The 23,731-nt window shown below is 71.0% G+C and carries 20 protein-coding genes; 11 read left to right on the plus strand and 9 right to left on the minus strand.

The features are described from left to right. Window positions 1-122 precede the first annotated feature (122 nt). The gene (locus ACQEV1_RS42775; protein ID WP_433402465.1) at window positions 123-1,313 is read left to right on the plus strand and encodes an FxsB family cyclophane-forming radical SAM/SPASM peptide maturase; all 1,191 of its coding nucleotides are present in this window, start codon (window positions 123-125) and stop codon (window positions 1,311-1,313) included. Here ACQEV1_RS42775 and ACQEV1_RS42780 read toward each other — a convergent pair. From ACQEV1_RS42780 to ACQEV1_RS42795, 4 genes are all read right to left on the minus strand, one after another. After that, entirely contained in the window at window positions 1,303-6,189 is a 4,887-nt protein-coding gene (locus tag ACQEV1_RS42780; protein WP_433402468.1) for a DNA repair ATPase, read from the minus strand. The genes ACQEV1_RS42775 and ACQEV1_RS42780 overlap by 11 nt on opposite strands. Beyond that, window positions 6,186-8,192, minus strand: coding sequence for a flotillin family protein (locus ACQEV1_RS42785; protein WP_433402470.1), 2,007 nt, complete (start codon window positions 8,190-8,192; stop codon window positions 6,186-6,188). The genes ACQEV1_RS42780 and ACQEV1_RS42785 overlap by 4 nt, the downstream gene beginning before the upstream one ends. A 33-nt stretch (window positions 8,193-8,225) precedes the next feature. After that, window positions 8,226-8,804, minus strand: coding sequence for a hypothetical protein (locus tag ACQEV1_RS42790; RefSeq protein WP_433402473.1), 579 nt, complete (start codon window positions 8,802-8,804; stop codon window positions 8,226-8,228). Between the two features lie 150 nt (window positions 8,805-8,954). After that, the gene (locus ACQEV1_RS42795; protein WP_433402475.1) at window positions 8,955-9,443 is read right to left on the minus strand and encodes a pyridoxamine 5'-phosphate oxidase family protein; all 489 of its coding nucleotides are present in this window, start codon (window positions 9,441-9,443) and stop codon (window positions 8,955-8,957) included. Window positions 9,444-9,572: 129 nt separating this feature from the next. Here ACQEV1_RS42795 and ACQEV1_RS42800 point away from each other — a divergent pair, with 129 nt between their 5' ends. Both ACQEV1_RS42800 and ACQEV1_RS42805 read left to right on the plus strand, forming a co-directional pair. Continuing rightward, entirely contained in the window at window positions 9,573-10,634 is a 1,062-nt protein-coding gene (locus ACQEV1_RS42800; protein WP_433402477.1) for a hypothetical protein, read from the plus strand. Between the two features lie 308 nt (window positions 10,635-10,942). Then, entirely contained in the window at window positions 10,943-11,272 is a 330-nt protein-coding gene (locus ACQEV1_RS42805) for a hypothetical protein (RefSeq protein ID WP_285633915.1), read from the plus strand. 473 nt (window positions 11,273-11,745) lie between these two features. Here the strand turns inward: ACQEV1_RS42805 and ACQEV1_RS42810 are convergent, their stop codons facing one another. After that, a complete protein-coding gene (locus tag ACQEV1_RS42810; protein ID WP_433402480.1) occupies window positions 11,746-12,567 on the minus strand; it encodes an SAM-dependent methyltransferase in 822 nt (273 codons plus the stop codon). Window positions 12,568-12,838: 271 nt separating this feature from the next. Here ACQEV1_RS42810 and ACQEV1_RS42815 point away from each other — a divergent pair, with 271 nt between their 5' ends. Further along, complete coding sequence (locus ACQEV1_RS42815) at window positions 12,839-13,318, plus strand: DUF805 domain-containing protein (RefSeq protein WP_433402483.1); 480 nt, start codon at window positions 12,839-12,841, stop codon at window positions 13,316-13,318. 185 nt (window positions 13,319-13,503) lie between these two features. Continuing rightward, a complete protein-coding gene (locus ACQEV1_RS42820) occupies window positions 13,504-14,238 on the plus strand; it encodes a PIG-L deacetylase family protein (protein WP_285633921.1) in 735 nt (244 codons plus the stop codon). Between the two features lie 70 nt (window positions 14,239-14,308). Here ACQEV1_RS42820 and ACQEV1_RS42825 read toward each other — a convergent pair whose 3' ends face one another. Then, window positions 14,309-15,013, minus strand: a complete 705-nt coding sequence (locus ACQEV1_RS42825) for a cytidylate kinase family protein (RefSeq protein ID WP_433402485.1) — start codon at window positions 15,011-15,013, stop codon at window positions 14,309-14,311. A 595-nt stretch (window positions 15,014-15,608) separates the two neighbouring features. Between ACQEV1_RS42825 and ACQEV1_RS42830 the strand changes: the two genes are divergently transcribed. The 3 genes from ACQEV1_RS42830 (at window position 15,609) to ACQEV1_RS42840 (ending at window position 17,729) form a co-directional block, all read left to right on the plus strand. Further along, the gene (locus ACQEV1_RS42830; RefSeq protein ID WP_433402488.1) at window positions 15,609-16,097 is read left to right on the plus strand and encodes an RNA polymerase sigma factor; all 489 of its coding nucleotides are present in this window, start codon (window positions 15,609-15,611) and stop codon (window positions 16,095-16,097) included. Continuing rightward, window positions 16,094-16,705 carry a methylated-DNA--[protein]-cysteine S-methyltransferase gene (locus ACQEV1_RS42835; protein ID WP_433402490.1) on the plus strand — a complete coding sequence of 204 codons (612 nt, stop codon included), beginning with the start codon at window positions 16,094-16,096 and terminating at the stop codon, window positions 16,703-16,705. Before ACQEV1_RS42830 ends, ACQEV1_RS42835 begins: the two co-directional genes overlap by 4 nt. Before the next feature lie 193 nt (window positions 16,706-16,898). After that, the gene (locus ACQEV1_RS42840) at window positions 16,899-17,729 is read left to right on the plus strand and encodes an MBL fold metallo-hydrolase (protein WP_285633928.1); all 831 of its coding nucleotides are present in this window, start codon (window positions 16,899-16,901) and stop codon (window positions 17,727-17,729) included. A gap of 12 nt (window positions 17,730-17,741) precedes the next feature. On the opposite strand, the gene ACQEV1_RS42845 is transcribed toward ACQEV1_RS42840, so the two are convergent. After that, window positions 17,742-18,128: an STAS domain-containing protein gene (locus ACQEV1_RS42845; protein ID WP_433402493.1), complete on the minus strand. Its 387-nt coding sequence runs from the start codon at window positions 18,126-18,128 to the stop codon at window positions 17,742-17,744. Between the two features lie 390 nt (window positions 18,129-18,518). On the opposite strand from ACQEV1_RS42845, the gene ACQEV1_RS42850 reads away from it, so the two are divergent. Beyond that, entirely contained in the window at window positions 18,519-19,781 is a 1,263-nt protein-coding gene (locus tag ACQEV1_RS42850; protein WP_433402495.1) for an FAD-dependent oxidoreductase, read from the plus strand. Window positions 19,782-19,839: 58 nt separating this feature from the next. After that, the gene (locus tag ACQEV1_RS42855) at window positions 19,840-20,046 is read left to right on the plus strand and encodes a hypothetical protein (RefSeq protein WP_433402498.1); all 207 of its coding nucleotides are present in this window, start codon (window positions 19,840-19,842) and stop codon (window positions 20,044-20,046) included. A gap of 13 nt (window positions 20,047-20,059) precedes the next feature. On the opposite strand, the gene ACQEV1_RS42860 is transcribed toward ACQEV1_RS42855, so the two are convergent. Both ACQEV1_RS42860 and ACQEV1_RS42865 read right to left on the minus strand, forming a co-directional pair. Further along, complete coding sequence (locus ACQEV1_RS42860; protein ID WP_433402500.1) at window positions 20,060-21,433, minus strand: polysaccharide biosynthesis tyrosine autokinase; 1,374 nt, start codon at window positions 21,431-21,433, stop codon at window positions 20,060-20,062. Window positions 21,434-21,456: 23 nt separating this feature from the next. Continuing rightward, window positions 21,457-22,431, minus strand: a complete 975-nt coding sequence (locus tag ACQEV1_RS42865; RefSeq protein ID WP_433402502.1) for an MraY family glycosyltransferase — start codon at window positions 22,429-22,431, stop codon at window positions 21,457-21,459. Window positions 22,432-22,835: 404 nt separating this feature from the next. Here ACQEV1_RS42865 and ACQEV1_RS42870 point away from each other — a divergent pair, with 404 nt between their 5' ends. After that, window positions 22,836-23,702, plus strand: a complete 867-nt coding sequence (locus tag ACQEV1_RS42870; RefSeq protein ID WP_433402505.1) for a hypothetical protein — start codon at window positions 22,836-22,838, stop codon at window positions 23,700-23,702. The last annotated feature ends 29 nt before the right edge of the window (window positions 23,703-23,731 follow it).

Raw genomic sequence — 23,731 nt, forward strand, 5'->3', positions numbered from 1 at the left:
CGCCCGCACCCAGAACCGACTTCTATAATAGACACCGCTTTTTACATGGTCCCCCACTAAAGTGGTTTGTAAAGCGTCACTCGACACTATCGACCCCCTAGACCCGGCGTAGGCTCCGGTTCATGATCAACGGACTTATTGGCCGCAATCGGCCGATCAAGAAGCCGACCCCCTTCCGTCAGTTCATTCTCAAGGTGCACAGTCGGTGCAATCTCGCCTGCACCTACTGCTATCTGTACACGATGGCCGATCAGCGCTGGCGGCATCGGCCACCCGTCATGTCCGCCCGAATCGCGGACTTAGCCGCGGCCCGGATCGCCGAGCACGTGCGGTCGCACGACCTGACCGACATCGCGGTCGTCCTGCACGGCGGAGAACCGCTCCTGGCCGGCCCCGATCGGCTTCGCCACGTCGTGACGGCCGTGCGCGGCGCGGTGGGCGACGCCGCGACGGTCGACTTCTCCCTCCAGAGCAACGGGACCCTGCTCGACCGCCGCTTCCTGACCCTGTTCGACGAGCTGGGGATCCGCGTCGGAGTCAGCCTGGACGGCGACGCGGCCGCCCACGACCGCGCCCGGCGCAGGCCGCGAGGCGGCAGTCACGCCCAGGTCACGCGAGGGCTGGACGCGCTGACGGGCCCGGAGTTCGGTCACCTGTTCTCCGGGCTGCTGTGCGTCATCGACCTGGCCAACGACCCGATCGCGACCTACGAGGCGCTGCTGGCCTTCTCGCCGCCCGCGATCGACCTGCTGCTGCCGCACGCCAACTGGAGCAACCCGCCGGCCGGGCCGGCGGGCGCGTACGCGGCCTGGCTGATCCCCATCTTCGACCGCTGGTTCCACGCACCGGTGCGCGAGACGCGGATCCGGCTGTTCGAGGAGATCATCAATGTGCTTCTCGGCGGCGCGTCGGCCGTCGAGGGGATCGGGACGAGCCCCGCCGCGATGATCGTCGTGGAGACCGACGGGCAGATCGAGCAGTCGGATATCCTCGCCGCGGCTTTCGACGGCGCCGCGTACCTCGGCCTGGACGTCGGCGATGACGATTTCGATGCCGCGCTCCGACATCCTGCCACCATCGCTCGCCAATTAGGCATGACCGGAATACCCGGGCAGTGCCGCGAGTGCCGCTGGGCGGCCGTATGCGCGGGCGGACATTATTCCCATCGTTATCAGGACCAAAAAGGGTTCGACCATCGTTCGGTTTACTGTGCCGACCTTTTCGCGTTGTTCGACCACATCCGTACGGCACTGGTCACCGCACTCGCGGCGCGCGCCGCCGCCTCCCCTCCGGCGCTGACCGTCATCCCGTAGGCGGACGGCCGGACCGGCCGGTGCGGGCGATGGCGGTCTCCACTCCGGCGATCCGGTCGGCGAGCAGGCCGAGGGCGCCGACCGCCCGGCTCATCGGGTCGTCCTCCTCACCGCCCAGCGCCCGGGCCCGTACGAACGCCGCCTTCACCTCCGCCCAGCGCTCGCTCTGCTCGGCGGTCAGCGTGCCGCGCAGCTCGCCGAGTTTCAGCAGGTTCGCCTCGGCTCCGGAGGCCAGCGTCTGCGCCTCGCCGAGGTAGTGGTCGTCGACGACCGCCTCCAGCTCCGCGTCGTTCATCGCCGGCACGATGCGTTCGGCCAGCTTGTTCATGTTCCGGTAGGAGCCCTGCAGCTGGAACGGCGGCTCGGTCCGCGACGCGTCGTTCTGCGCCGCCGAGGCGATGTAGGCCCGGTTGCACGCGAGCACCACCCGCTGCACCCTCAGCAGCTTGCGCAGCACGGCGGTGATCTGCTCGACCTCGGTCGCGGAGTACGGGTGGACGAGCCGGTCGGGCATTGCCGTGGAGTCGCCGCGCGCGAGGCGTACGAACAGCTCGACGTCGGCGCGGTCGCGGGTGGACAGCGGGGCGAGCACGGGGTTGGAGGTCAGGGCGTTCTCCACGTAGCTGAGCGCGAACAGCTCCTCGCGCCCGGACAGCACGTCGCCGAGGTTCCACACGTCGGCGCGGTTGGCCAGCATGTCCGGGACGCGGAACCGCCGGCCCGACTCGGTGAACGGGTTGCCCGCCATGCACACCGCGAACCGCTTGCCGCGCAGGTCGTACGTGCGGGTGCGGCCCTCCCAGACGCCCTCGATGCGGCGCTGGGCGTCGCACAGCGAGATGAACCGCTGCAGCAGCTCCGGCGACGTGTGCTGGATGTCGTCGAGGTAGAGCAGCACGTTGTTGCCCATCTCCAGCGCGAAGGAGATCTTCTCGACCTCCTGGCGCGCGGTGGCGTTCGGCGCCTCGGCCGGGTCCAGCGAGGTGACCGACTGGCCGAGCGCCGGCCCGTTGATCTTGACGAACATCAGGCCGAGCCGCCCCGCGACGTACTCCATCAGCGTCGTCTTGCCGTACCCGGGCGGTGAGATGAGCATCAGCAGGCCCATCTGGTCGGTGCGCTTGGCGTCGCCCGCCGCGCCGAGCTGCTTGGCCAGGTTGTCGCCGATCAGCGGCAGGTAGACCTCGTCCAGCAGGGCGTTGCGCACGAACCCGCTCATCACCTTCGGCCGGTACTCCTCCAACCGCAGCCGCGACCGCTCGGCCGCGACCAGCTCCCCGCGTCGCTTCTGGTACGCCCGGTAGGCGGGCACGCGTTCGGCGCGGAACCGGCGGGTACGGGTCAGCACCTCATCGAGGCGGAGTTCCAGCCGCCGGCCGGTGACGCGCGGGTGCGTGCCGAGCAGGCCCTCGACGGTCGCGGTCAGCGGCGCGGAGGACTCATAGCGCGGCAGCGGCCCGCACAGCTCGATCGCCACCGCCTCGGCCAGATCGCCGGCGGGCGAGGCGTCCGACGCCACGTACGCGCTCAGCCAGGCCTCGACGAGCTGCCGCCGTGCCGCCAGGTCGTCGCCCAGCTCGCGCAGGTCGGCCTCGAACCCCGGATCGCCGCCGAGCGCCCGCCGGAACCCGTCCAGGAGGGCGCGGGCGCCCGCGCCGGTGACGAAGCCCTCCGGCGCGGCGGCCAGCTCCTCGAACAGGTACTCCCCCGCGAGGTCGTGCGGCCCGGCGTCGAGGGCGGAGGCCGCGATGGCCGCGGTCAGTTCGGCGCGCAGCCCCGCGACCGCCGCCGCGTCGCCGAACGCGGCACGCGCGCGGGCGAGGGACCGGGCCCGCGCGGCCCAGGACGTACGGTCCTCCTTCGCGGCGCCGTGCGCCCAGAACAGCTGGGCGGCCGCACGCGCGGCCGGTGGGTAGCGCAGCAGCCCGGCGTCGTCGTGCAGCCGCAGCAGCGCCGCCACGATCAGAGCGGCGTCGCGGTCGTGGACGCCGCGCTCGTAGCCCTCGTCGTACCGGGTCTCGGCGGCGCGCCGCACCTCGGCGAACAGGCCGTCGGCGGACTCGGCCGCGCGCCGCAGCGCGCCGAGCGAGGGGCCGGTGAGCAGGTCCGCGGCGAGGTACTCGGCGCGGTAGACCTCAGGCGTCTCGGAGACCAGCGACTGGTCCCAGTACGGCCGGGTCGCCGCGAAGTCCGGGTCGCGCACCGGCTGCCGGTAGTCGGTCGCGGTCACCGCGTAAGCCAGGCCGCCCTCGTACGGCACGAGGGTCAGGTCGAGGGGCTGGGTGTTGACCGCGAACCGGTGCCGGCCGAGGCGGATCGCCTGCCCGCCGCCCTCGTACAGGTCGACGCGGTCGCGCAGGACCCGGCCGGCGTCCTGCCGGGCGGCCTTGAGCCGTCCGGCGAGTTCCTCCGCGCGCACCGCGTCGCCGAGGTCCCGCAGTTGATCGGCGACGCCGCGGACCTTGGCCACCATCGGGTCGGCGGCGAAGTAGGTGTTGATCTCGTCGAGGGAGTCCAGTTCGGCGACGCGCTGCTGGATCCCGGTCAGGACGCGTTCGGCCGACTCGGCGAGCCGGTCCGCCCGCCGTACCTGCTCGTCGACGAGTGCCTGCTTGCGCGTGGAGAACGCCTCGTAGACCTCCTCGCGCCGGGCGGACAGCTGCGCGACGAAGTCGTCGAACTCGGCGAACCGCGACTCCAGGTTCTCCAGCTGGAGCATCATGCGGCCGAGCTGGTCGTCGCAGTGCGCGGGAGAGTCGGCCATCGCCAGGGCCGCGGTCACGGCCTGGCCGAGCAGCGCGAACTCCGCCGCGAACGCGGCCCGGCCCTCGGCGTCGAGCAGTTCGCGGCGGCGGGCGGTCAGGCTCGCCTGAGCCTGGTTGATCTCGGCGAGCGCCTCGCCGATCCGCTCCAGGATGGAGGTGCGGACGCGGGCGTCGGCGACGTCGAGCGATCCGACGACCTCGGTGAGCGTCTCCAGGCCGTGGGTCTGCTCGGCGAGCCGTTCCCGTACGGGATCGGCCTCGGCCGCGGTCGCGATCGCCTCGGCGTCGGCGGCGATCCGGCCGATCCGCTCGTGGTAGCCGGTGAAGGCGTCCGGCCCCTGGAGGAACGCCACGGCGCGACCGCCCGTCGCGGTGAGTTCGTCGCCGAGCCGCCCGGCCAGCGCGTCGATCCCCGCCGTGTCCGCGTACCGCATCTCGCGCAGCGTCTCGAGCCGCCCCTGCGAGCGGCGCAGCTCGGCGAGCCGGCTCACCCACGCGTCGGCGGTGGCCGGCGACTCGCCCCTCGTCTGCCGGATCAGGGTGGTGATCCGCTCCTCGGCCTCGGCGAGCGCGCCGGACGCCTGCGCGGTGAGCCGCTGGACGTTCTCGTACTCCTCCAGGACCTGCTCGGCGGCGGCGCGCACACCGTCGAGCGGCTCGCGCAGGCCCTGCTCGCCGAACCAGAAGTAGCGGTCCGCGGCCCGGTCACAGGCCGCGATCAACGCCTCGAGCACCGCCTCCGACGGCTCGCTCTCGGCCACCGTACGGGCGATCGAGAGGGCGTCGGAGATGCCGCGGACCAGGTCGGCGTTGCCGACGCGCTCCAGCGGCCCGGTGCCGACCGGCTGCGCCGCCGCGTACGTGTCCGACACGTAGGGGGTCTGCCACACCTGCATCTGGTGCACCCGGGTGGGCTCGGCCGAGTCGGCGCGGAACGAGACCAGCGTGCCGTCGTCGAACAGCGAGTAGCCGTGGCACGTGATCGGGGTGGCGACCTCCTTGCGGATCACGTTGTACGGCAGCAGGAGGTACCGGCCGGCCTCTCGGGCGTGGAAGACGTAGAGCGCGTCCTCGCCGTTCGGGGACCGGATGACGCGCTCGTACTCCAGCCGGTCGGTCTCGGTGTCGAAGGTCTTGGCCGTCCCGGTGACCAGGTAGTAGCCGCCCGGGAAGATGATCCCCTGGTCCTCCGGGAGCCGGCGGCACGCCTGGCCGATGCCGTCGAGCCGTACGACGGACCGGGTGCGGGTGTTGAAGACCAGGTGCCGCCGGTCCTCCTCCTTGTACGGCCGCACGCGCAGCAGGATCAGCGCGCCGACGCGGGCGTACTCCACCTCGGCGTCGGCGAGGCTCTGCAGCGGCTCGGCGACCGGCTCGCGGTAGACGCCCTCCCCGGTCTCGGTGTTGTTCTCCAGCTTGACGGTCAGGTCGCCCCCGACGGTCTCGACGAAGATCTCGTCCTCGATCGAGATGTGGGGGTGCCGGCCCAGGACGTGGTCGTCGCGGGTCGTCTCGGTCCAGGTGAAGTCGTGCGACGGCGGGAAGACGTGGTCCGGCTCGCCCAGGTTGTCCTGGTAGACGACGGTGCCGTCCGTCCTGGTCTTCCATCGGAGCACGCGGGTGTCGTGCTCGGCCTCCAGGCCGGTCTGGAAGACGGCCAGGAGCTTGCCCTCGACGTGGCGGAGCTGGAGCAGCCGGCTGTCGCGGTAGTAGCGGTACAGCTCCGTGAAGTCGCGTTCGAACTGCGGGTCGCGCAGCAGGTCCGACTCGGCGGCCTCGAACCGGAACTTCTCGCCGTCCCGGACGAACCGGTGCACCGCGAACACGTCGTCCACCGACGTCTCCGGGCGGAGCCCGATGAACACGTTGTACCCGAACAGCAGCAGCTCGCCGACGGCCGCGACGTCGCGGGGCACGCAGTTGTTCTCGGTGCGGATCCGCTCGGCGCCGACGAGCCGCAGCTCGGCGCCGCCGAAGGTCTCCACGCGCCGGGCGTTCAGCGTCTCGGCCCGGCCCGCCAGCGCTTCGGCCTGCTCGCCGAGCCGGGCGCGGAGCACCTCGTAGGTGCCCGCGTCCAGCTTCGGCTCAGGCTTCTCCTCTCCTACCGTCACTGGTCGATGACGGCGACGGAGGAGACGGCGGCGTCGGCGACACCGAGGCGTTCGGCGTGGTCGAGCAGTTCCTGCGCCTTGGCGCCATCCGACCCGCCGCCCCGGATCCGCTGCATGAGCAGGGCGGACAGGGTGAGGTTCTTCACGTCGTCCGTGCTGACCGAGCCGAGCAGCCGGGTGAGGTCCTCGGGGAAGCTGCGGTCGCCGTTCAGCCACGGCCCGGCGAGGCCGCGCGCCACGCCGGAGTGCTCGACGAACCCGTCCATGCTCTTGCCGACGCCGATCGCGCCGACGACCTTGTCGAAGAACGTGCTCTCGCCGCCGACGATGTCGATGTCGGCCTTCTCCAACGCGGACGCCAGTACCGTCGCCTGCTCGCCGGCGACCTCCCGCTGGACGTCCAGGCCGGCCAGGCGGATCTCCTTCTCCGCCTCCAGCCGCAGGCGGTACTCCTCGTGCCCCCGCGTCGCGTCGTCCATCGCGGCCATGCCGGCGGCCTTGTCGGTGAGGCCCTCCGCCTCGGCCTTGAGCTTCTCGCGGATGCCGTCGGCGGCGGCGAGGGCCTTCTGCCGGTCGACGGCGGCCTCGGCGTTGCCGACCTTCTCGATGGCCTCGGCGTCCCGCTCGCGCACCTGCACCTCGGCCAGGCCCTCCGCCGCGACCTCGGCCTGGACGCCCTCGGCCAGCCGGATCTTGGCCTGCGCGTCGAGCTCGGCGGTCTTCTGCCGCGCCTCGGCGAGCAGCAGCTCCTGGCGGGCCTGGAACTTGGCCGCCTCCTCGGCGGCCTCGGCCGCCTTGATGCCCTTGACGAGGTTCTCCTGCGCCTCCGCCTCGGCCTGGATGACCAGGGCCTGGCGCGTGCGCTCGGCCTCCTCGACGACGCGGAGCTTCTTGATGTTCTCCTCCTGCTCGGCGACCGTCTTCTCCACCGCGATGCGCTCGCGGATGACGTCGGCGATCTCCCGCTTCTCCGCCTCGACCTCCTTGTCCTTGGCGATCCGGGACAGCTCGGTCTCGCGCTCGCGGGCGATCACCTCGAGCAGGCGGTCCTTCTCGATGCGCTCGCTCTCCACCGCGATGACGCGTTCGCGGTTCTTCTCCGCGACGGCGATCTCCCGGTTGCGGTTCTCCTGCTGGATGCCGAGCTGCTCGTCGGTACGGATGTGCGCGCTCTGGGAGGTCAGCCGCTCCTCGGCCTGCACCTTGGCGATCTCGGCCTCCTCGCGGGCCCGGACCGTCTCGATCTCGCGCTTCTTCTTGACCTCGGCCTCGGCCTGCCGGCGTTCGAGCTCGAGGATCGCCTCACGCGCGTCGACGTTCTGCCGCGTGATCTCCTTCTGCTCGTTGCGCTGGTACTCGTTGGTGCGCACGTGCTCGATCGCGGTCAGCTCGGTGATCTTGCGGATGCCCTGCGCGTCGAGGATGTTCGTCGGGTTGAGGCTGTCCAGCGGCGTCTGCTCGAGGTGGTCGATGGCCGCGTCCTCGAGGTGGTAGCCGTTCAGGTCGGTGCCGATGATCTGCACGATCTGGTCGCGGAACTCGTGCCGGTGGGTGTACAGGTCGACGAAGTCCATCTGCTTGCCGACGGTCTTCAGCGCCTCGGAGAACTTGGCGTTGAACAGCGTCTGGAGCGTCTCCTCGTGGCTGGCGCGCGCCGTGCCGATGGCCTGGGCGACCTGGATGACGTCCTCGACGGTCTTGTTGACCCGGACGAAGAACGTGATGCGGATGTCGGCGCGGATGTTGTCCCGGCAGATCAGGCCCTCGGCGCCCGAGCGCTCGATCTCGATCGTCTTCACCGAGATGTCCATCACCTCGGCCTTGTGCAGGATCGGCAGCACGATCGCGCCGGTGAACGTGACGTGCACCTTCTTGATCTTCGAAACGATCAGCACGCGCCCCTGCTCCACCTTGCGGAACAGCCGGAGCATCACGATGACACCGGCGAGCACGAGCAGAATCGCGGCGACCAGCACGCCGAGCCCGACGAACAGCGAATCCATCAGTGGTCCTTCATCGCGGGAGTGAGAATTGAATCAGCGAGGTGAACGGTGGGGGTCGAGCTCCGCGTCATACGGCATCACCCAGAAGAACTCGCCCTCGGCGTCGTAGTCGAAGATCAGTGCGGTACTACCTGCTTTGAGGGCGGGTTCGTCGTCCCGGTTCCGCTGTTGCCGTACCTGAATGACGGCGGCCGAGCCGTCGGCGGCGCGCACGACGGCCTGACCGAAACGGAGATCCACCCGGCCGGTGCTGATCACGCACATCCGGCCGACGAAGTCACGCCGGGTGGGCACCGCCTCTTCGGCGATCATGCGCCGCAGCGGTCGCATCAGCAGGCGGGTGAGCAGGGCGGACAGCAACACGGAGGCGACCAGCACGCCGGTGGACGGCAACACGCCCGACACGTCGCCCCGGCGCAGCAGCACGGCTCCGGCCAGGCACGCGAACCAGGCGACCGCCACGAACAACGACACCAGAACGGCCACGGCGGCGCCGGCCAGCGCGTCCAGCGCCCCGCACGCGACCAGCGCCCAGTAGGCGAGCACCACGAGGAGGAAAAGGCCCGGAACGACCGCCGGAAAATCCAATGCCACCCGTAGGAATTCCGTCATCTCTCGCGCCTCCCCCGGCATGCCTGTCGTTGTTGCCGACCAGGCTTCCCGGCGCTCCGAAGCGGAACTCTACGCCTTAAAAAGGCCGTGGAAATGTGATCTATGCAACATGGGACGAGCGGAACCGGATCGTCGGAAAGACTCGGGTCGTCAGGCGTCCCAGGGGACCGAGGCGCTGGTCCAATGGGTGAGGCCGGCGAGGTCCGCCTCGGTGGTGACGTGGCGCGGCGGGGTGGCGAACGTCGCGTACGGGCGCAGGCGCAGCACGACCCGTTCCTCCCGCCGGGCCATCTCCTCGACCTCGGCGCGGGAGTCCTCGCTCAGCGGACGGCCCGCCATGACGCCCATGATCTTGAAGAACAGGTCGGCGCCGGCCTGCGGGTCGTCGTCCACGACCGCGTCGCAGTAGACGTTGAGGTAGGTCGGCGGCCACTTCTCGTCCAGGACGCACAGCGAGACCTTCGGGTCGCGGCGCACCGCCGCGGCCTTCGCCCGCGCCCGCATGGTGGAGACGAGGATCTCGTCACCCTCCACGATGTAGTACAGCGCCGACATCGCGGGTCCGTCGTTCTTGCGGGAGTAGCCGAAGATCGCCGTACGGTGGTCACGGACGAACCTGCGTCGCTCTTCCGGTGTCATGTCCTCCAGTCTGCGCCACCTGCTCCAGGCGTCCCAGGGCATCGCGTACTCCGCGGAATGCGTTGAGCGACGCGGCGGCACGCCGTACGCTCATTGATCACCGGCTAATCCGGCAGTGGGGAAACCACCATGGGACTGACGGTCTCCGATGTGATCACGTCCGCGCCGAGCACGTGGGGTGCCGCGAACGCGGCGAGTGCCGCCATCGTCTACCCGCTCGCCGCCTTCGTCGCGGTGCCGCTCGCCACGCTCGTGTCGGATCCCGCGCAGATGTGGCACGCGGGCCAGCGGTACGGCGAGGTCGCCGACCGCCTCCGGACGGCGAGTTCGGAGGTCTCGCAGGCCGTGGAACGGCACGCCTCCGCGGACCACTGGAAGGAGAAGGGCAAGGACGCCTTCATCGCCAACCGGGTCAAGCCCTACCAGGACACCCTCGGCGCGGCCGCGGACATGTACGACAACGTACGGGACACGCTCTGGGGCTGCGCGGTCGGCTACACGGTGGCGGGCATGGCGTCGGCGGTCATCGGGTCCGCGCTCCTCAACTTCGTGGCGGCCAAGCTCGCCGCCGCGGTCGTGCCCGCGGTGGACGTCGCCGCGGAGTACGTGGCGAACAGGTTGATGGTCCAGGCCGCTCAGACGGTCCGGGCGCTGATCAAGGGCCTGGCCGCGATCAATGGCGTGGCCATTAAGATCATCGGCGACGTCTCCAGCGTGAAGCTGCTCCTCGCGACCGGGGCCGGCTCGCTGATGAGCGGCACCTACATCGGCGCCGCGGCGGCGCCGAGTTTCGAGAGCACCCAGACCACGCTCACCTGGCCCCGGCGGCTGGCGTCCGGCGAGGCCGTGCCCGCCGGCTACCACGCCCCCAGCGCGGCCGACGAGAACGCGATCAGGAACATCGAGCCCGCGTCGCTCACCGCGCTGAGCAAGGATCTGGACCGCAACGCCGCCAAGACGCTCGCCGGAGCGTACGACCACGCGCAGGGGAACGACGTGGGCTACCCCGGCTTCGGCCTGGTCGGTCTCCACCTGGCGCACGCGCACAGCGTCATGCGCGAGCACGCCGCACAGCAGCTCGCGGCCTGCCGCGACGAACCGGGAACGTGGCTGCCGGGGCTGCGGTCGAACTCCGGCGTCTGGGTCTGCGCCGACCAGGCGAGCGCGGACGCCGCCAAGCACGTCAAGTGACGCGGCCGGCGTGACGGCGGTCAGAACAGCGGGTAAGGACCCGGTCGGCGGACGCCCTTATGTATCGCGCCGGTTTTCCGCCTCTTCGTGCCGTCGACGGGGCGCGCACCAGGCCTGCTACCTGGTCATATTCTAGATTCGCGGCAGAACCATTAGTTGGCGTAACTGTTGATGCCGCGACGCTTTTTTGCGGGATATAGCGGACCGCAATTCTCGGCCTTGGATTGAATATTCGTTGGGCTTGCCATTCCGTCGCGCACGGGTAGGGAGCGATTGGTCAGTACGGACCACATCGTCAGGGGGGATCCATGAAAGCGACTCGCTCCACTGTGGCGGGCCTTCTCGTCGGGCCGGCCGTCGTCGTGGGGGCGCTGGCGGGCGCCGCGCAGGCGGCGACTCCCGCGGGCCACGCCTCCGCCGCACCGGCGGCCCACGCCGGGATGCCGGGCTGGGACCACGACCACGGCTGGGACCACGAGCACGGCCAGGACCGCTGGGGTCACAACCGCGACCCGCGCTGGGACCCGCGCAACGGCAACCACTACGACCCCCGCTGGGGCTACTACCGGCACGACCCGCGCTGGGGCTACTACCGCTACGACCCGAGAGTCGGCCGGTACCACTGGGACCACCGCTGAGTGACGCGGTGACGCGGTGACGCGGTGACGCGGTGACGCGGTGACGCGGTGACGCGGTGACGCGGTGACGCGGTGACGCGGTGACGCGGTGACGCGGTGACGCGGTGACGCGGTGACGCGGTGACGCGGTGACGCGGTGACGCGGTGACGCGGTGACGCGGTGACGCGGTGACGCGGTGACGCGGTGACGCGGTGACGCGGTGACGCGGTGACGCGGTGACGCGGTGACGCGGTGACGCGGTGACGCGGTGACGCGGTGACGCGGTGACGCGGTGACGCGGTGACGCGCGGACCCAGGGCCTTCGGCCGGGTCCGCGCGTCACCGGACTGTCATCTCATGGGTGACGGAGACCGTCGTCGACGGCGCGTTCCGCCCGCGCGGGCCCGCCGTACCTCTCCCCCAGCGCCGTACCCCGGGCCCCCCGCCGTACCGCCGAGGATGACCGGCGGGCGGACCGTGGCACGAGGAGACGTCAGCTCTTGCGGCCGACCGCTCCGTACAGCCACCCGGTGGCGTCCGGCGCCGGGTCCTCCGGGTCCGGGCGCCACACGTCGAGTGTGACCAGGCCCGGGTCGACCAGGTCGAACCCGTCGAAGAAGTGACCGATCTCCGCGTGGTCGCGGAAGTAGATCGGCGTCGGCGTCGTGGCGTACACCGCCTCGATCTGCGCGACGGCCTCCGCGGCCTTGCCGTCGGTCGTCACGTGGGTCGCCGTCAGGTGGCTGCCGGGGGCGAGCGCGTCGCGCAGCCGGCTCATGACGGCCGACCGCTCCTCCACGGTCAGGAAGTGCACCATGGCGATCATCAGCACACCGACCGGCTCGTTGAAGTCGATCAGCTTGAGCGTCTGCGGGTGCTCGAGCACCTGGTCCGGATAGTGCATGTCGGCCGTCGCCACCGCCGTGTTGTCGTCGGCGGCGAGCAGCGCGCGACCGTGAGCGAGCACGACCGGGTCGTTGTCGACGTACACCACCCGTGCGTCCGGGTTGATCTCCTGCGCGATCTCGTGCGTGTTGCCGACCGTCGGCAGGCCCGAGCCGATGTCGATGAACTGCCGGATGCCCTGCCGGGCCATGTACCGCACCGCGCGACGCAGGAACGCGCGGTTCTCCTGGGCCAGCTGCCGGATCTCGGGCATCGCGTCGGCGACGCGGTCGACCGCCTCGCGGTCCACCCGGTAGTTGTCCTTGCCGCCCAGGTAGTAGTCGTACATCCGCGCCACACTGGGCCGGCTGACGTCGATCTGGGGGATCGTGGGGTCGCTCTGCTGTCCGATGGGAATGCCTCCGTCCAAGCCATGCCGACGGATCGTCGCGCCGACACGATGCCTCCCCGCCGCGATAAACGATCTTAGTAGAGAAGCGACGGACGTACGGGAGGATTCTGGCAGACACTGACGCTAATTGTGGACGTCCGGACGGTTCCGTTCGCCGTACGCGGAGGGGTTCGCGCCGGTACGGGTCGCGGTGCCCGGCGGGGACGGTCCCGCGGCGGGCACACGCGCTGCCGGCCCCCCCCCGGCTCGTACGGTCCGGATCGACACGATCGGCCGCCGGAAAGATCGAATGGCGCCCGCCGATTTTCCCGGCGGATCTCACTGGCCACCACGGGTAATTGGATTTACTCTGTTTCTGCTCTCGCGGAATCCGGGGTTAAAGCGCGACGCGAGGCAGAAGGGGAATGCCGTGAACTGGTACGTGGCGGTACTCAAGAACTACGCGGGTTTCAGCGGCCGGGCACACCGGACCGAATACTGGATGTTCTTCCTCGTCAACTTCGTCATCTCCGTCGTACTGAACATTCTCTCGACCTGGGCGAAGGTGTTCAGCTTCATCGACCTGATCTACGCGCTCGCGGTGCTGATCCCGTCGATCGCCGTGGGTGTTCGCCGTCTGCACGACACCGGCCGGACCGGGTGGTGGACGCTCATCGGCTTGATTCCCATCATCGGCACGATCATCTTGATCGTCTTCCTGGCCACCGACGGCCAGCCGGGCGACAACGAATACGGGCCGAATCCAAAGCACGCCCCAGCCGTGGCCTGAACCGGCCACCATGTGAACCCGAGGCCCGGGAGAAGTTTCTCCTCCCGGGCCTCACCCTTTTCTCCCCACCCATTCCGCTGAACCAGAATTCGCCCTCCCGTCGAAAAGGCATCGCCGCCTTCACCCATCCCGGAAACCCCATGCGGCGAACGGCGGGTACCCGCCGCTGAGTAGGGTCGGCGGACATGAGTCCCCCGAGTGAGCCGCTGGACCCGGTCGACGAGTCGTGGTCGCGCGCCCTGGCCGTGGTCGCGCATCCGGACGACATGGAGTACGGGGCCGCCGCGGCCGTGGCCCGCTGGACCCGCCAGGGCAAGCGGATCACGTACTGCCTGGCCACGAGCGGTGAGGCGGGCATCGACGCGATCGCCCCCGAAACGGCCGGCCCGCTGCGCGAGGCCGAGGAACGCGCGGGCGCGGCACTGGTGGGCGTCGACGAGGTCGAGTTCCTCGGTCATCCGGACGGCGTGATCGAGTACGGCCTGAACCTGCGGCGCGACATCGCCCGAGCCGTACGGCGACACCGGCCCGACGTGGTGATCACCGGCAACCATCACGACACGTGGGGGCCCGGCGCCCCCAACCAGGCCGACCACATCGCGCTGGGTCGCGCGGTGATCGACGGAGTACGCGACGCCGCGAACCGGTGGGTGTTCCGCGAACTCCTCGACGAGGGCCTGGCCCCCTGGCGCGCCGCACGGGTACTCGTGGCCTCCAGCCCACGGGCGGCACACGGCGTCGACGTCACCGCCACCTTCGACGAAGGCGTCGCCTCCCTTCGAGCGCACGCGGAGTACCTGCGCGGCCTGGGCGAGAACGCGATGAGCGACCCGGAGAAGTTCCTCGCCGAACTCGCCCGCCCGGTCGGAGCCCGGCTGGGCACCCGCTACGGCGTCGCCTTCGAGATCATCAACCTCTGACCGGCCGGCGCCATCGAACCCACCCGCAGCGTGCATCGCGGCTTGTGTCTCGAGCCGACGCTGATCCGTGTCAGATCTCGTGTGCCGACCGGTGCTTTCTGACGTCCCAGGCGGGCCGCTGGAGCTCGTCGTTGTTCACGATGATGTCGGCGTGGTCGGTCGGGTGGTCCCGAGTGAAGTAGAGCCGTTGGGAGGGGATGTAGCGGTTGCGCCAGGACCGCTCGATCTCGGTCGTGTCGGCGGTGAGTCCGGCCAGTGCCGTGCCGCGGGCCTGGGCGCGATCCAACGTCCGATCGAACGTGACGGCCATGAAGATGCTCAGGTCCCACCGGTCGAGCAGCTCTGGGCGCAGGAGGAAGACACCGTCGAAGAGCAGCACGGCGTCCGCGCGGGCCGTGGCGACCGGGAGCGACAGTGTGGTGTCCGTTTCCCGGTGGTAGACGGCTGTCTGGAACCTTCGATCTCCGTTCGGGCCCAGCGGGTCGAGCAGCACCCGGCGCATCGAGTCGTGGTCGTGGGCGTCGAAGTAGCAGCCTTCGGGCGAATACTGGCCGCGTCGATAGCGCTGTGCGCGGGGGAACAGGAAGTCATCGATCGTCGCGCGGATGACTTCGCGGCCCTGTGCACGGAGAACGACGGCGAGTTCGTCGGCCAGCGTGGTCTTGCCCGCGGCGGGCGGCCCGTCGATGGCGACCCTCAGCGGGTGCGTGGTCGTGGCGGATCCGATCTCCGCGATCAGTCGGCCGAGGAGATCGTCGCGGGTGCCGTGTCGCATCATCTGTCCCCATCCGTGCGCCTGGCGCTTTGCCCCAATGTATCGAATCGATATATCGAGGGGATATGGCTTACGGGGGATGTGCGCGCTCCCGGCGTGTCGCCCATCAGTCCGGTCAACAACGCGAACCAGCCGCGTGGACGTTGCCGTGTGTGACACGTGCGGCGTGATCGCCACCGGGCGGCGCGGGAGATCGAACTCCCATAACGGCACACGTAGGAACACGGGTATTAATCCCGATGTCTCCCGCCCGTACCGGAGGGAGGGTGGTGTCACCGGCCAGGCCGCGACGGGATCCCCCCAGCGGACGCCGGGGCCGCCGGCGCCTTCCCCCCGTCCTGCCGGCCCCGGCGCCGCTGCCCCCGCCCGCATGGGCCGCCGAGCCCGCGGGGACCCGCGGCTGTTGAGCCGGCGATCTCCTGTTCTCGCCGCCGGGCGTCACAAGGTCGACGGACGCACGGCCCCCGCCGCTGCGCGGAGGGTGGGCGAATCCGCAGCGGGGAACCAGCCCCGTACGGGAAACTCCGCTCCTCCGCACCGGCGCCGAGTCGCGATCTCACGTTCTGGCGCCGTGGCGCGTCTACAAGATGTGACCATGCAACCGTTCGAGCAGATCGTGACCGCGTACGGCCCGATGGTGCTGCGCGTCTGCCGGGCCGTGCTCGGGCCGGAGGACGCCGATGACGCCTGGTCCGAGACCTTCGTCGCGGCGATGAGGGCCTACCCCGGGTTGCCCGCCGGCGCGAACGTCGAGGCCTGGCTCGTGACGATCGCCCACCGCAAGGCCATCGACGTCACCCGCGCCGCCGCGCGCCGGCCCACGCCCGTCGAGGCCCTGCCCGAGCGTCCCAGCCGTACGGGCCGGCCGGAGGACTGGGACGGTGACCTGTGGCAGGCGTTGCTCGGCCTGCCCGCCAAACAGCGCCAGGCCGTGGCGTACCACTACCTCGCCGGACTGCCGTACAAGGAGATCGCCGGGCTGCTCGGCGGGAGCACGGACGCCGCGCGCAGGGCGGCGGCCGACGGTCTGAGGACCCTGCGCTCCACCTACCCGGCCACCGACCACGAGGAGATGGCTCGATGAACACCGCACAAGACCCTCAGCACCTGCTCGCGGCGCTGCCCGCCGACGACGAACCCGCGCTGGCCCGGCTGCATGACCGTCTCGCGGACCGGGCCGAACGCGAGGGGATCCTCGACGTCGCGTACCGCACGCTGGACACGCCGGTCGGCTCGCTCCTGATCGCCGCCACCGCGCGGGGCCTCGTACGGGTCGCCTTCGCCGTCCAGGACCACGACGCGGCGCTGCGCCTGCTCGCCGACCAGGTCAGCCCCCGTGTCCTCCACGCGCCCGTACGGCTGGACGCGGCGAGCCGGCAGATCGAGGAGTACTTCACCGGCCGGCGAACCGGGTTCGACCTGCCGCTCGACTGGCGGCTGTCCCGTGGGTTCCGGCGCGACGTGCTGTCCCACCTGCCGGACATCGGCTACGGCCGCACCGAGACGTACGCCCAGGTGGCCGCGGCCACCGGCCGCCCGCGCGCGGTACGGACGGTGGGGACCGCGTGTGCCACCAACCCGCTGCCGATCGTCGTGCCCTGCCATCGGGTGGTGCGTTCCGACGGCACACCCGGCGGGTACGCGGGCGGCCCCGAGGCCAAGCGCACTCTGCTGGCCCTCGAAACCGGCTGATCAACCGGCTGACAGGTCCACGCCGCTCCCGACGGACTCAGAAGTCCATGCCACCCGCGTCGGGAGCGGCCGGAGCCCTCTCCTCGGCCCTCGCCCACGTCGTGTGACTCCCGGCATCGGGACTGATCCTCTCCGTAACGGGTAGAACCTACCCCACGCCGTGCGCGGTGCGACCGGGTGAACAGGGGGAACGATGGCAGGTCTGACCGACGCCGACGGGCTGTACTTCATCGGCAACGCCACCATGGTGATCCGCTACGGCGGCTTCACCCTGCTGACCGACCCGAACTTCCTGCGGCACGGCCAGCGGGCGTACCTCGGCTACGGGCTGAGTTCGCGCCGGCTGCGCGACCCCGCGATCTCGATCGACGAGTTGCCCCGGGTGGACGCCGTCGTCCTGTCCCATCTGCACGGTGACCACTGGGACCGGGTCACCACCCGGCACCTCGACCGCGACCTTCCCATCGTCACCACGTCCCATGCGTCGCGGGGACTGGCCCGGCGCGGCTTCGGCCGTACCCGTCCCCTGCGGGTCTGGCAGGAGCACGAGTTCATCAAGCAGGGGCGCAGCGTACGGATCACCTCGATGCCCGGCCGGCACGCCTTCGGTCTCACGGGCCGCATGCTTCCGCCGGTGATGGGCTCGATGCTGGAGTTCGGCCCGGCCGGCGGCGGCACCGAGCTGCGGATGTACATCAGCGGCGACACGCTGATGTACGACGGGCTGAAGGAGATCCCCCGCCGCTATCCCGACATCGATCTGGGAGTCGTGCACCTGGGCGGTACGACGCTGCTCGGCCTGTCGATGGTCACGATGGACGCCCGGCAGGGCGCCGACTGGACCGAGATGATCCGCTGCCGCCGCGTGGTGCCGGTCCACTACGACGACTACACCGTCTTCACGTCGGGGCTGGCGGACTTCGAGGCGGAGGCCCGCGACCGCGGCTTCACCGACAGGCTCCATCCGGTCGGGCGCGGCACGAGCATGCCGTTCGGCGACTTCGCGCGGACCACCACGCGGTAGGTGAGCCGCGCGTCAGCCGGACGGGCCGGCGGCGGCGTCCTCCTCCAGGGCGGTGACGACGGCCGTCGCGACCGCCGAGCCGACGTCGTCGAACGTGGGGATCGCGCGCGCGACCGCCGTGATGTCGAACACCTTGCGGACGATGCCGCTCGGCGCCACCGCCGCGTACAGCGGGCGGCCCGTCGCACGGGCCCGGGTGTTCGCGCGCAGCAGCGCGTTGACCGCTGAGGAGTCGCAGAACGTCGTCCCGGTCAGGTCGGCGATGATCGGTTCGTCGCCGGAGTTGAGCAACGCGAGCAACTGCTCACGGACCCCGTCGGCGTTGGACGTGTCGACCTGCTCGGGCAGCTCGACGACGGTGTAGCGGCTGGTGCGCCAGGTGGGCAGAGCGGAAACCACGGCCCGTACCATCCAGATCCCCCTTGTGTCATTCCGAATGGTGGGGCGGCCTCACTGTTGGACCGCGACGACTCGTCTCACCGATACGACGCGCCGCCCCCTGCGGCACGCCTTCGGATCCTGCGGTGTTTCGCATCAGCGGCCGGACATCCCCCGTCCGGCGGTCACCACTCTGATGAGACGCTCCCCTTGCCAGGAGGTTATCCCCTCATTCCCTGATAGATACACCGATTTACTGCTAATCCGGCATAGATCACAGCACGGGGAGTATCGCGACTCGGACACACCGGTACGCCCGCGGAGAGCAGAGAGCCGAGCGTCCGAACGCGAGGACAATCATGGCGCGTTGTTTCGTGTAAACAGACTGGTCAGCGGGGTAATCGATGCGACATGCGCATCGTCGCGGGCCCGACCGACCACGTGGTCGTCGTCGGTGCGGGCCTGTCCGGGCTGGCCGCCGCCCTGCACCTGTGCGGGCGGGGCCGGTCGGTAACCGTCCTGGAACGTGCGGCCGTGCCCGGCGGGCGTGTCGGACGCCGTGACGTCCGCGGTCACCGGCTCGACACCGGGCCCGCCGTGCTCACGATGCCGGACGTCGTCGAGGAGACCCTCGACGCGGTCGGCGTCGCGCTCGACGACCGGCTAACGCTGACCCGCCTCGACCCGATCTGCCGCGCGTACCTCCCGGACGGCTCGGCGCTGGACGTGCGGGCCGGGCGGGACGCCGTGACCGAGGCGCTCCGCGCGTACGCCGGCCCGCGTGAGGCGGCCCGGTACGGGCGGCTGCGCGACCGGCTCGCCCGGCTGTGCCGAGCCCCGTACACCCGGCTCTCCGGCACGCCGGCGCTCCTGCCCGGCGGTTTCGGTCACCGGTTCCCCCGTGCCGAGCCGTCCCCAGCGCTGGCCGCGGTCGCCGCCATGGACGCCGCCGGCGGAGCCTGGTTCCCGCACGGCGGGATGCGGGCGCTGCCGGACGCCCTGGCCGGAGCCGCCGCGGGAGCCGGCGTCGACCTGCGCCACGGCACCACCGTGTCGGCCCTGGAGCGCCACGGCCGCCGCGTCATCGCCGCCCACACCACCGGCGGTGAGCGGATCCCGTGCGACGCCATCGTGCTGGCCTGTGCGCCCGCGACCGCCCGCCGCCTGCTCGGCCACGCGCCGTCGCACCCGTACCGGGCCGCGCCGTCGGCGGTCGTCGTGCACCTGAGCGCGACCGGCGACGGCCCGGCGCACCACAACCTGCTGTTCGGCGACCCGGCGGGCGACACGCCGCTGCTGGTGACGCGACCCACGGCGACGGACCCGGCGCTGGCGCCCGGCGGGCGGCAGATCCTGTCCGTGTCCGTCCCGTTGCCCCGTCCGGGCGACGGCGCGAAACGCGCCGCGCAGGCGTCCTCGGAGGAGACGGTCGCTCTCGTCGCCGCCCGGTGCGGCCTGAGCGGGGTGGAGACGCTCGCCGCCTTCACCGCGGACGGCGCGGAGATCTCCGGCCCCGCCCTCGCCCGTACGGCCGACAACGTGGTGTTCGCCGGCCACGGCGCGATCCCCGGTCTCGACGTGCCCACCGCGCTCCTGTCGGGACGGCCGGTCGCCGACCGCGTCACGGGCACGCCGGTCCCGCGCCCCCGCCCGTACGCCGGGATCACCCGGTGAGCGATCATCCCGGCCGCGTATGGACGCCCGCGTGGACCAACTGCGGTAGCTGCCCCTGGTGCTGCTTCCGGCCGGCTCCGTGGCGGTCCCCGTCTCCTGCGGCCTGTCCGGCGGCCGGGCGTCCGGCCACCCGGCGCGGACGCGCCTGCCCATCGCCGTGGTGTCCGCGGTGCGGGACGTCGTCGCGACCGGCCTGCGGCGTGGCATCGGCCGGATTCTGCCGCTGCCGCTGGAGGCGCTGTCTCCTGTGAGCCGCCGCGCCTGAGGGTCCGGCGCGCTCAGCGTTGCGCCGCGAGCCGCCGCCGGGCGGCCGGCCGGAACAACCTCAGGTCGCCGCCGGGGTACGCGCCGCGCGCCGGCTGGTCGCCGTTGAGGACGGTGCCGAGCACGCGTGCGCGCACGGTCTCCAGCCGCTCGACCGCCTGGGCGACGTCCTCCCGCCGCGTCCGGCCGTGCCGGGCGACGACGAGCGCGCCCGCGCACCCGTGCGCGAGGACCGCGGCGTCGGTGGCGGACAGCACCGGTGGCGTGTCGATGAGCACGATGTCGGCCCGATCGCTCAGCGCGTGGATGACCGAGGGCATCGACCGCGACGCGACGAGGTCTCCGGGGTTGCCCCTGGCGGCGCCGCCCGGCAGCACGGACAGCGTGTCGGGGCCCCACTGCCGGAGCACCTCATCGACGGTACGGCCGCCGCTGAGCAGCTCCGCCAGCCCGTCGGCCTCCTCGACGCCGAGCCGGGAGGCCAGCGGCGAACCGCGCAGGTCGGCGTCGACGAGGATCACCTTCCAGCCCGCCTCCGCCAGCGACACCGCGAGATTGCACGCGACGGTGGTCTTGCCCTCGCCGGGAAGGGCGCTGGTCACGACCACCGATCGGGGCAGGGCGTCACCGTCCTCGGTGAACCGCAGGTTGGCACGGATTCGCCGGAACGCCTCGGCGAGCGGCGCGTCGCCGCGTACGCCGAGGTCGATGCGGCCGTCGGCGGGCACGGCGCCCAGCGCGGTACCGCCCGCGACCTCCCGCAGCGCGCCGGCCGAGCGGATCGAGGTGTCGGCGCGGTCCCGCAGGACGGCGCCGGCCACGCCGACGGCGGCGCCGATCACCAGCCCGATCCCCAGGTTGACCAGGGGCCGCGGGCTCACCGGTCCTCGGGGCTGATCCGCGTCGTCGGCGACCGTGACGCGTACGCCGGCCGGCGCGCTCCGGTCCGGCCGTTCGAGCCGGTCCACGTAGCCGGCGAAGGTGGTGCCGAGGGTGCGCGCGATCCGCGTCGCCAGCTCCGGAGAGCCGTCGGTGACCGTGGCGCGCACCAGGACGGTGTCCGGCACCGCCATCGCGCTGATCTTCGGCTGTAGTTCGTCGGCGGTCATGCCGTCGCCCAGCGCCGCCGCCACCGCGGCCACGACGGTCCGGCTCTGGATCAGCTTGGCGTACGACTTCGCGCGGTCCTGCGACAGCAGCGCGCCCTGGTAGGCCACTGCCGCGTTCCCCCCGTTGGCGGGCGCGGAGACGATCATCGTGATCGTCGCGGCGTACCGCGGGCTCATCCGCGTCGTGGCGAAGGCCGCCGCGATGAGGGCGAGCAGAATCGAGGCCGCGACCAGCGTCCATCGGCGCCGCAGCAGGCGAAGGTAGTACAGCGGTTCCATCGCGCTCCCCTTCCGGCCGGAACTCACGTGGTGCGAAGCCGCTCGTCGTGCTTGGCGTACACCGGCACCTTCAGCAGCAGCCACACGAACACGCCGCCCAGCCCGGTCGCGACGGCGAGGGGCACGGGCGCCGGCACCCAGTCCCACAGGACCGGCAGGACCGCGAGGCAGGTGACCGCGGCCGCGCCGGACAGCGCGAGCGCCACCTGTCCGGTGCTGAGGCCGAGCCGGCGCAGCCGGTGTGAGACGTGGTCGGTGCCGCCGAGCATCAGCGGCCGGCCCGCACGGTGCCGTGACACCAGGACGACGCAGGTGTCGACGGTGGCGACGAAGGTCACCATGAGCGGCCCGGCGACGCCCGTGTCGTCCGACCGCGCGAACACGAACAGCGCCGACGCCGAGATCACGAAGCCGATGAACAGCGAGCCGGCGTCGCCCATGAAGATCCGGGCCGGCGTCCAGTTGTGCGGCAGGAACCCGGCGCATCCGCAGGCCAGCGCGACGAGCAGCACGCTCACGCCCCGCTGCCCCACCATCGTCGCGGGCAGGGCGAGGGACGCGCCGGTGACACAGGCGACGCCGGCCGCGGCGCCGTCCATGTTGTCGAGCAGGTTGAAGGAGTTGGTGATGACGACGATCCACAGCACCGGCAGGACGTAGTCGAGCCAGTTCCCGAAGATCTTCACGTGGCCGCCCGCGCCGACGACGGCCGCGGCGGCCACCCCCTCGACGGCCAGTCGCGGGTACGGCGACAGCGGCCGCAGGTCGTCGACGAGGCCGAGCAGCGCCACGGCCGTCGCGGCCACGAGCAGGATCCGCAGGTGCGCCTCCGCACCGCTCAGCGCGGCGACCGTCGGCACGATCACGCCGGCGGCGATGACGACGCCGCCCAGGTACGGCGTCGGCCGCTCGTGACTCTTGCGCATGCCGGGCCGATCGGTCAGTGCCAGCCGAACGGCCAGCCTGCGGACGAATTCGGTCAGTATCGCGACCAACACGAATGCAGCGACCGCCACCCACGTCATTGCCATTGATTCTGGTCTCTCGTTGACGGCAGCAGCTTCTCAGCTCTGTTACCGCGAGAGACGGCCCGCAAAACACCGGCGCACGGGAGAACAGTCGGCACAGCCGTGCACGTTTCGGGACACCGCGAATCGAAACATTCACCCGAACAAAAGATTGTCAACGGTGGTCAATATTTGCAAGGGTTCAAAGAATCGGCCCAGCGTGATAGCGTGCGGCTGATTTTTGAACGGGACCACGCATGCCATTTTCCGGAATGGCACAGAGGGCAGTTCAAGCGCGCGGATAACGAAATGTCCAGATTGGCCAGGGGGGCCTGATGGGTTCGGCAATTAGAGTATCTGGCGGTATCGCCGCCGCCGCACTGATGATGACTGGAATGGCCGTCGCACAGCCGGCGTACGCCCGCCAGATCGTGTACGTGCCCTGCAACACGGCGGCGCTGATCGCGGCGGTCAATGGCGCCAACACCATCGGTTCGGGGACGCTCCGGCTCGCCTCGAACTGCGACTACGTCCTGACCGCCCCGTCGGCGACCGGGCGTGGCCCGGACGGGCTGCTGGTCACCGGCGACATCTCGATCATCGGCGGCAGCTCGACGCGAATCACCAGGTCGGCCACTGTCGCGGCGTTCCGGGTCCTCGAAGTCGGATCGGGCGCCAGGCTCTACCTGCGGAACGTCTTCATCTCCGGGGGACTGACCGACAACACGGTGCCCGCCAATGACTCGGGCGGCGGCATCCTCAATTCCCGCGGAACAATCGTGCTGTACCGTACGACCGTCTCCGGCAACACCGCGGACAACGGCGCCGGGATCTCCAATGACAGCGGACGCCTGATCACCAGCTACACACTCGTCCAGAACAACTCCACGCGCGCTGGCGGTGGCGGCGGCGGCGGCGTGTACAACGACGGCGCGATCATGGCGTCCAACAGCATTATCAGGGGCAACCGCGCCAACACGAACGGCGGCGGTCTCTACAACGGCCAGGGCGGCCGGGCCGAGACGTACCGGACCACGATCGACCACAACACGGCGGGCGCCAACGGCGGCGGTCTCTACAACACCGCCGACGCGCGGTTGCTCCTGCGAAGCACTCTGGTCCAGCTGAACTCCGCCACCAACGGCGGCGGGATCTTCAACGGCGGCATTCCGAGCCGGGTGTCGCTGAACAACAGCCTCATCCAGCACAACACACCGAACAACTGCGTGCCTCTGGGCTCGCTGTTCGGTTGCACGAACTGACCCGGGTTCGACCCGTCACGGCGGTCGTC

It is taken from the genome of Actinoallomurus sp. CA-142502 (assembly GCF_050936355.1).
Taxonomy (GTDB): Bacteria; Actinomycetota; Actinomycetes; order Streptosporangiales; family Streptosporangiaceae; genus Actinoallomurus; species Actinoallomurus iriomotensis.

Excerpts from the sequence above, each read along its gene's own strand:
- ACQEV1_RS42815 (WP_433402483.1), top strand. The coding sequence starts at position 12,839 with ATGGCGCCCGCCGATTTTCCCGGCGGATCTCACTGGCCACCACGGGTA.
- ACQEV1_RS42775 (WP_433402465.1), top strand. The coding sequence starts at position 123 with ATGATCAACGGACTTATTGGCCGCAATCGGCCGATCAAGAAGCCGACC.
- ACQEV1_RS42785 (WP_433402470.1), bottom strand. The coding sequence starts at position 8,192 with ATGGATTCGCTGTTCGTCGGGCTCGGCGTGCTGGTCGCCGCGATTCTG.
- ACQEV1_RS42795 (WP_433402475.1), bottom strand. The coding sequence starts at position 9,443 with ATGACACCGGAAGAGCGACGCAGGTTCGTCCGTGACCACCGTACGGCG.
- ACQEV1_RS42870 (WP_433402505.1), top strand. The coding sequence starts at position 22,836 with ATGGCCGTCGCACAGCCGGCGTACGCCCGCCAGATCGTGTACGTGCCC.
- ACQEV1_RS42860 (WP_433402500.1), bottom strand. The coding sequence starts at position 21,433 with ATGGAACCGCTGTACTACCTTCGCCTGCTGCGGCGCCGATGGACGCTG.
- ACQEV1_RS42800 (WP_433402477.1), top strand. The coding sequence starts at position 9,573 with ATGGGACTGACGGTCTCCGATGTGATCACGTCCGCGCCGAGCACGTGG.
- ACQEV1_RS42820 (WP_285633921.1), top strand. The coding sequence starts at position 13,504 with ATGAGTCCCCCGAGTGAGCCGCTGGACCCGGTCGACGAGTCGTGGTCG.
- ACQEV1_RS42830 (WP_433402488.1), top strand. The coding sequence starts at position 15,609 with ATGCAACCGTTCGAGCAGATCGTGACCGCGTACGGCCCGATGGTGCTG.
- ACQEV1_RS42850 (WP_433402495.1), top strand. The coding sequence starts at position 18,519 with ATGCGCATCGTCGCGGGCCCGACCGACCACGTGGTCGTCGTCGGTGCG.
- ACQEV1_RS42805 (WP_285633915.1), top strand. The coding sequence starts at position 10,943 with ATGAAAGCGACTCGCTCCACTGTGGCGGGCCTTCTCGTCGGGCCGGCC.
- ACQEV1_RS42790 (WP_433402473.1), bottom strand. The coding sequence starts at position 8,804 with ATGACGGAATTCCTACGGGTGGCATTGGATTTTCCGGCGGTCGTTCCG.
- ACQEV1_RS42840 (WP_285633928.1), top strand. The coding sequence starts at position 16,899 with ATGGCAGGTCTGACCGACGCCGACGGGCTGTACTTCATCGGCAACGCC.
- ACQEV1_RS42825 (WP_433402485.1), bottom strand. The coding sequence starts at position 15,013 with ATGCGACACGGCACCCGCGACGATCTCCTCGGCCGACTGATCGCGGAG.
- ACQEV1_RS42835 (WP_433402490.1), top strand. The coding sequence starts at position 16,094 with ATGAACACCGCACAAGACCCTCAGCACCTGCTCGCGGCGCTGCCCGCC.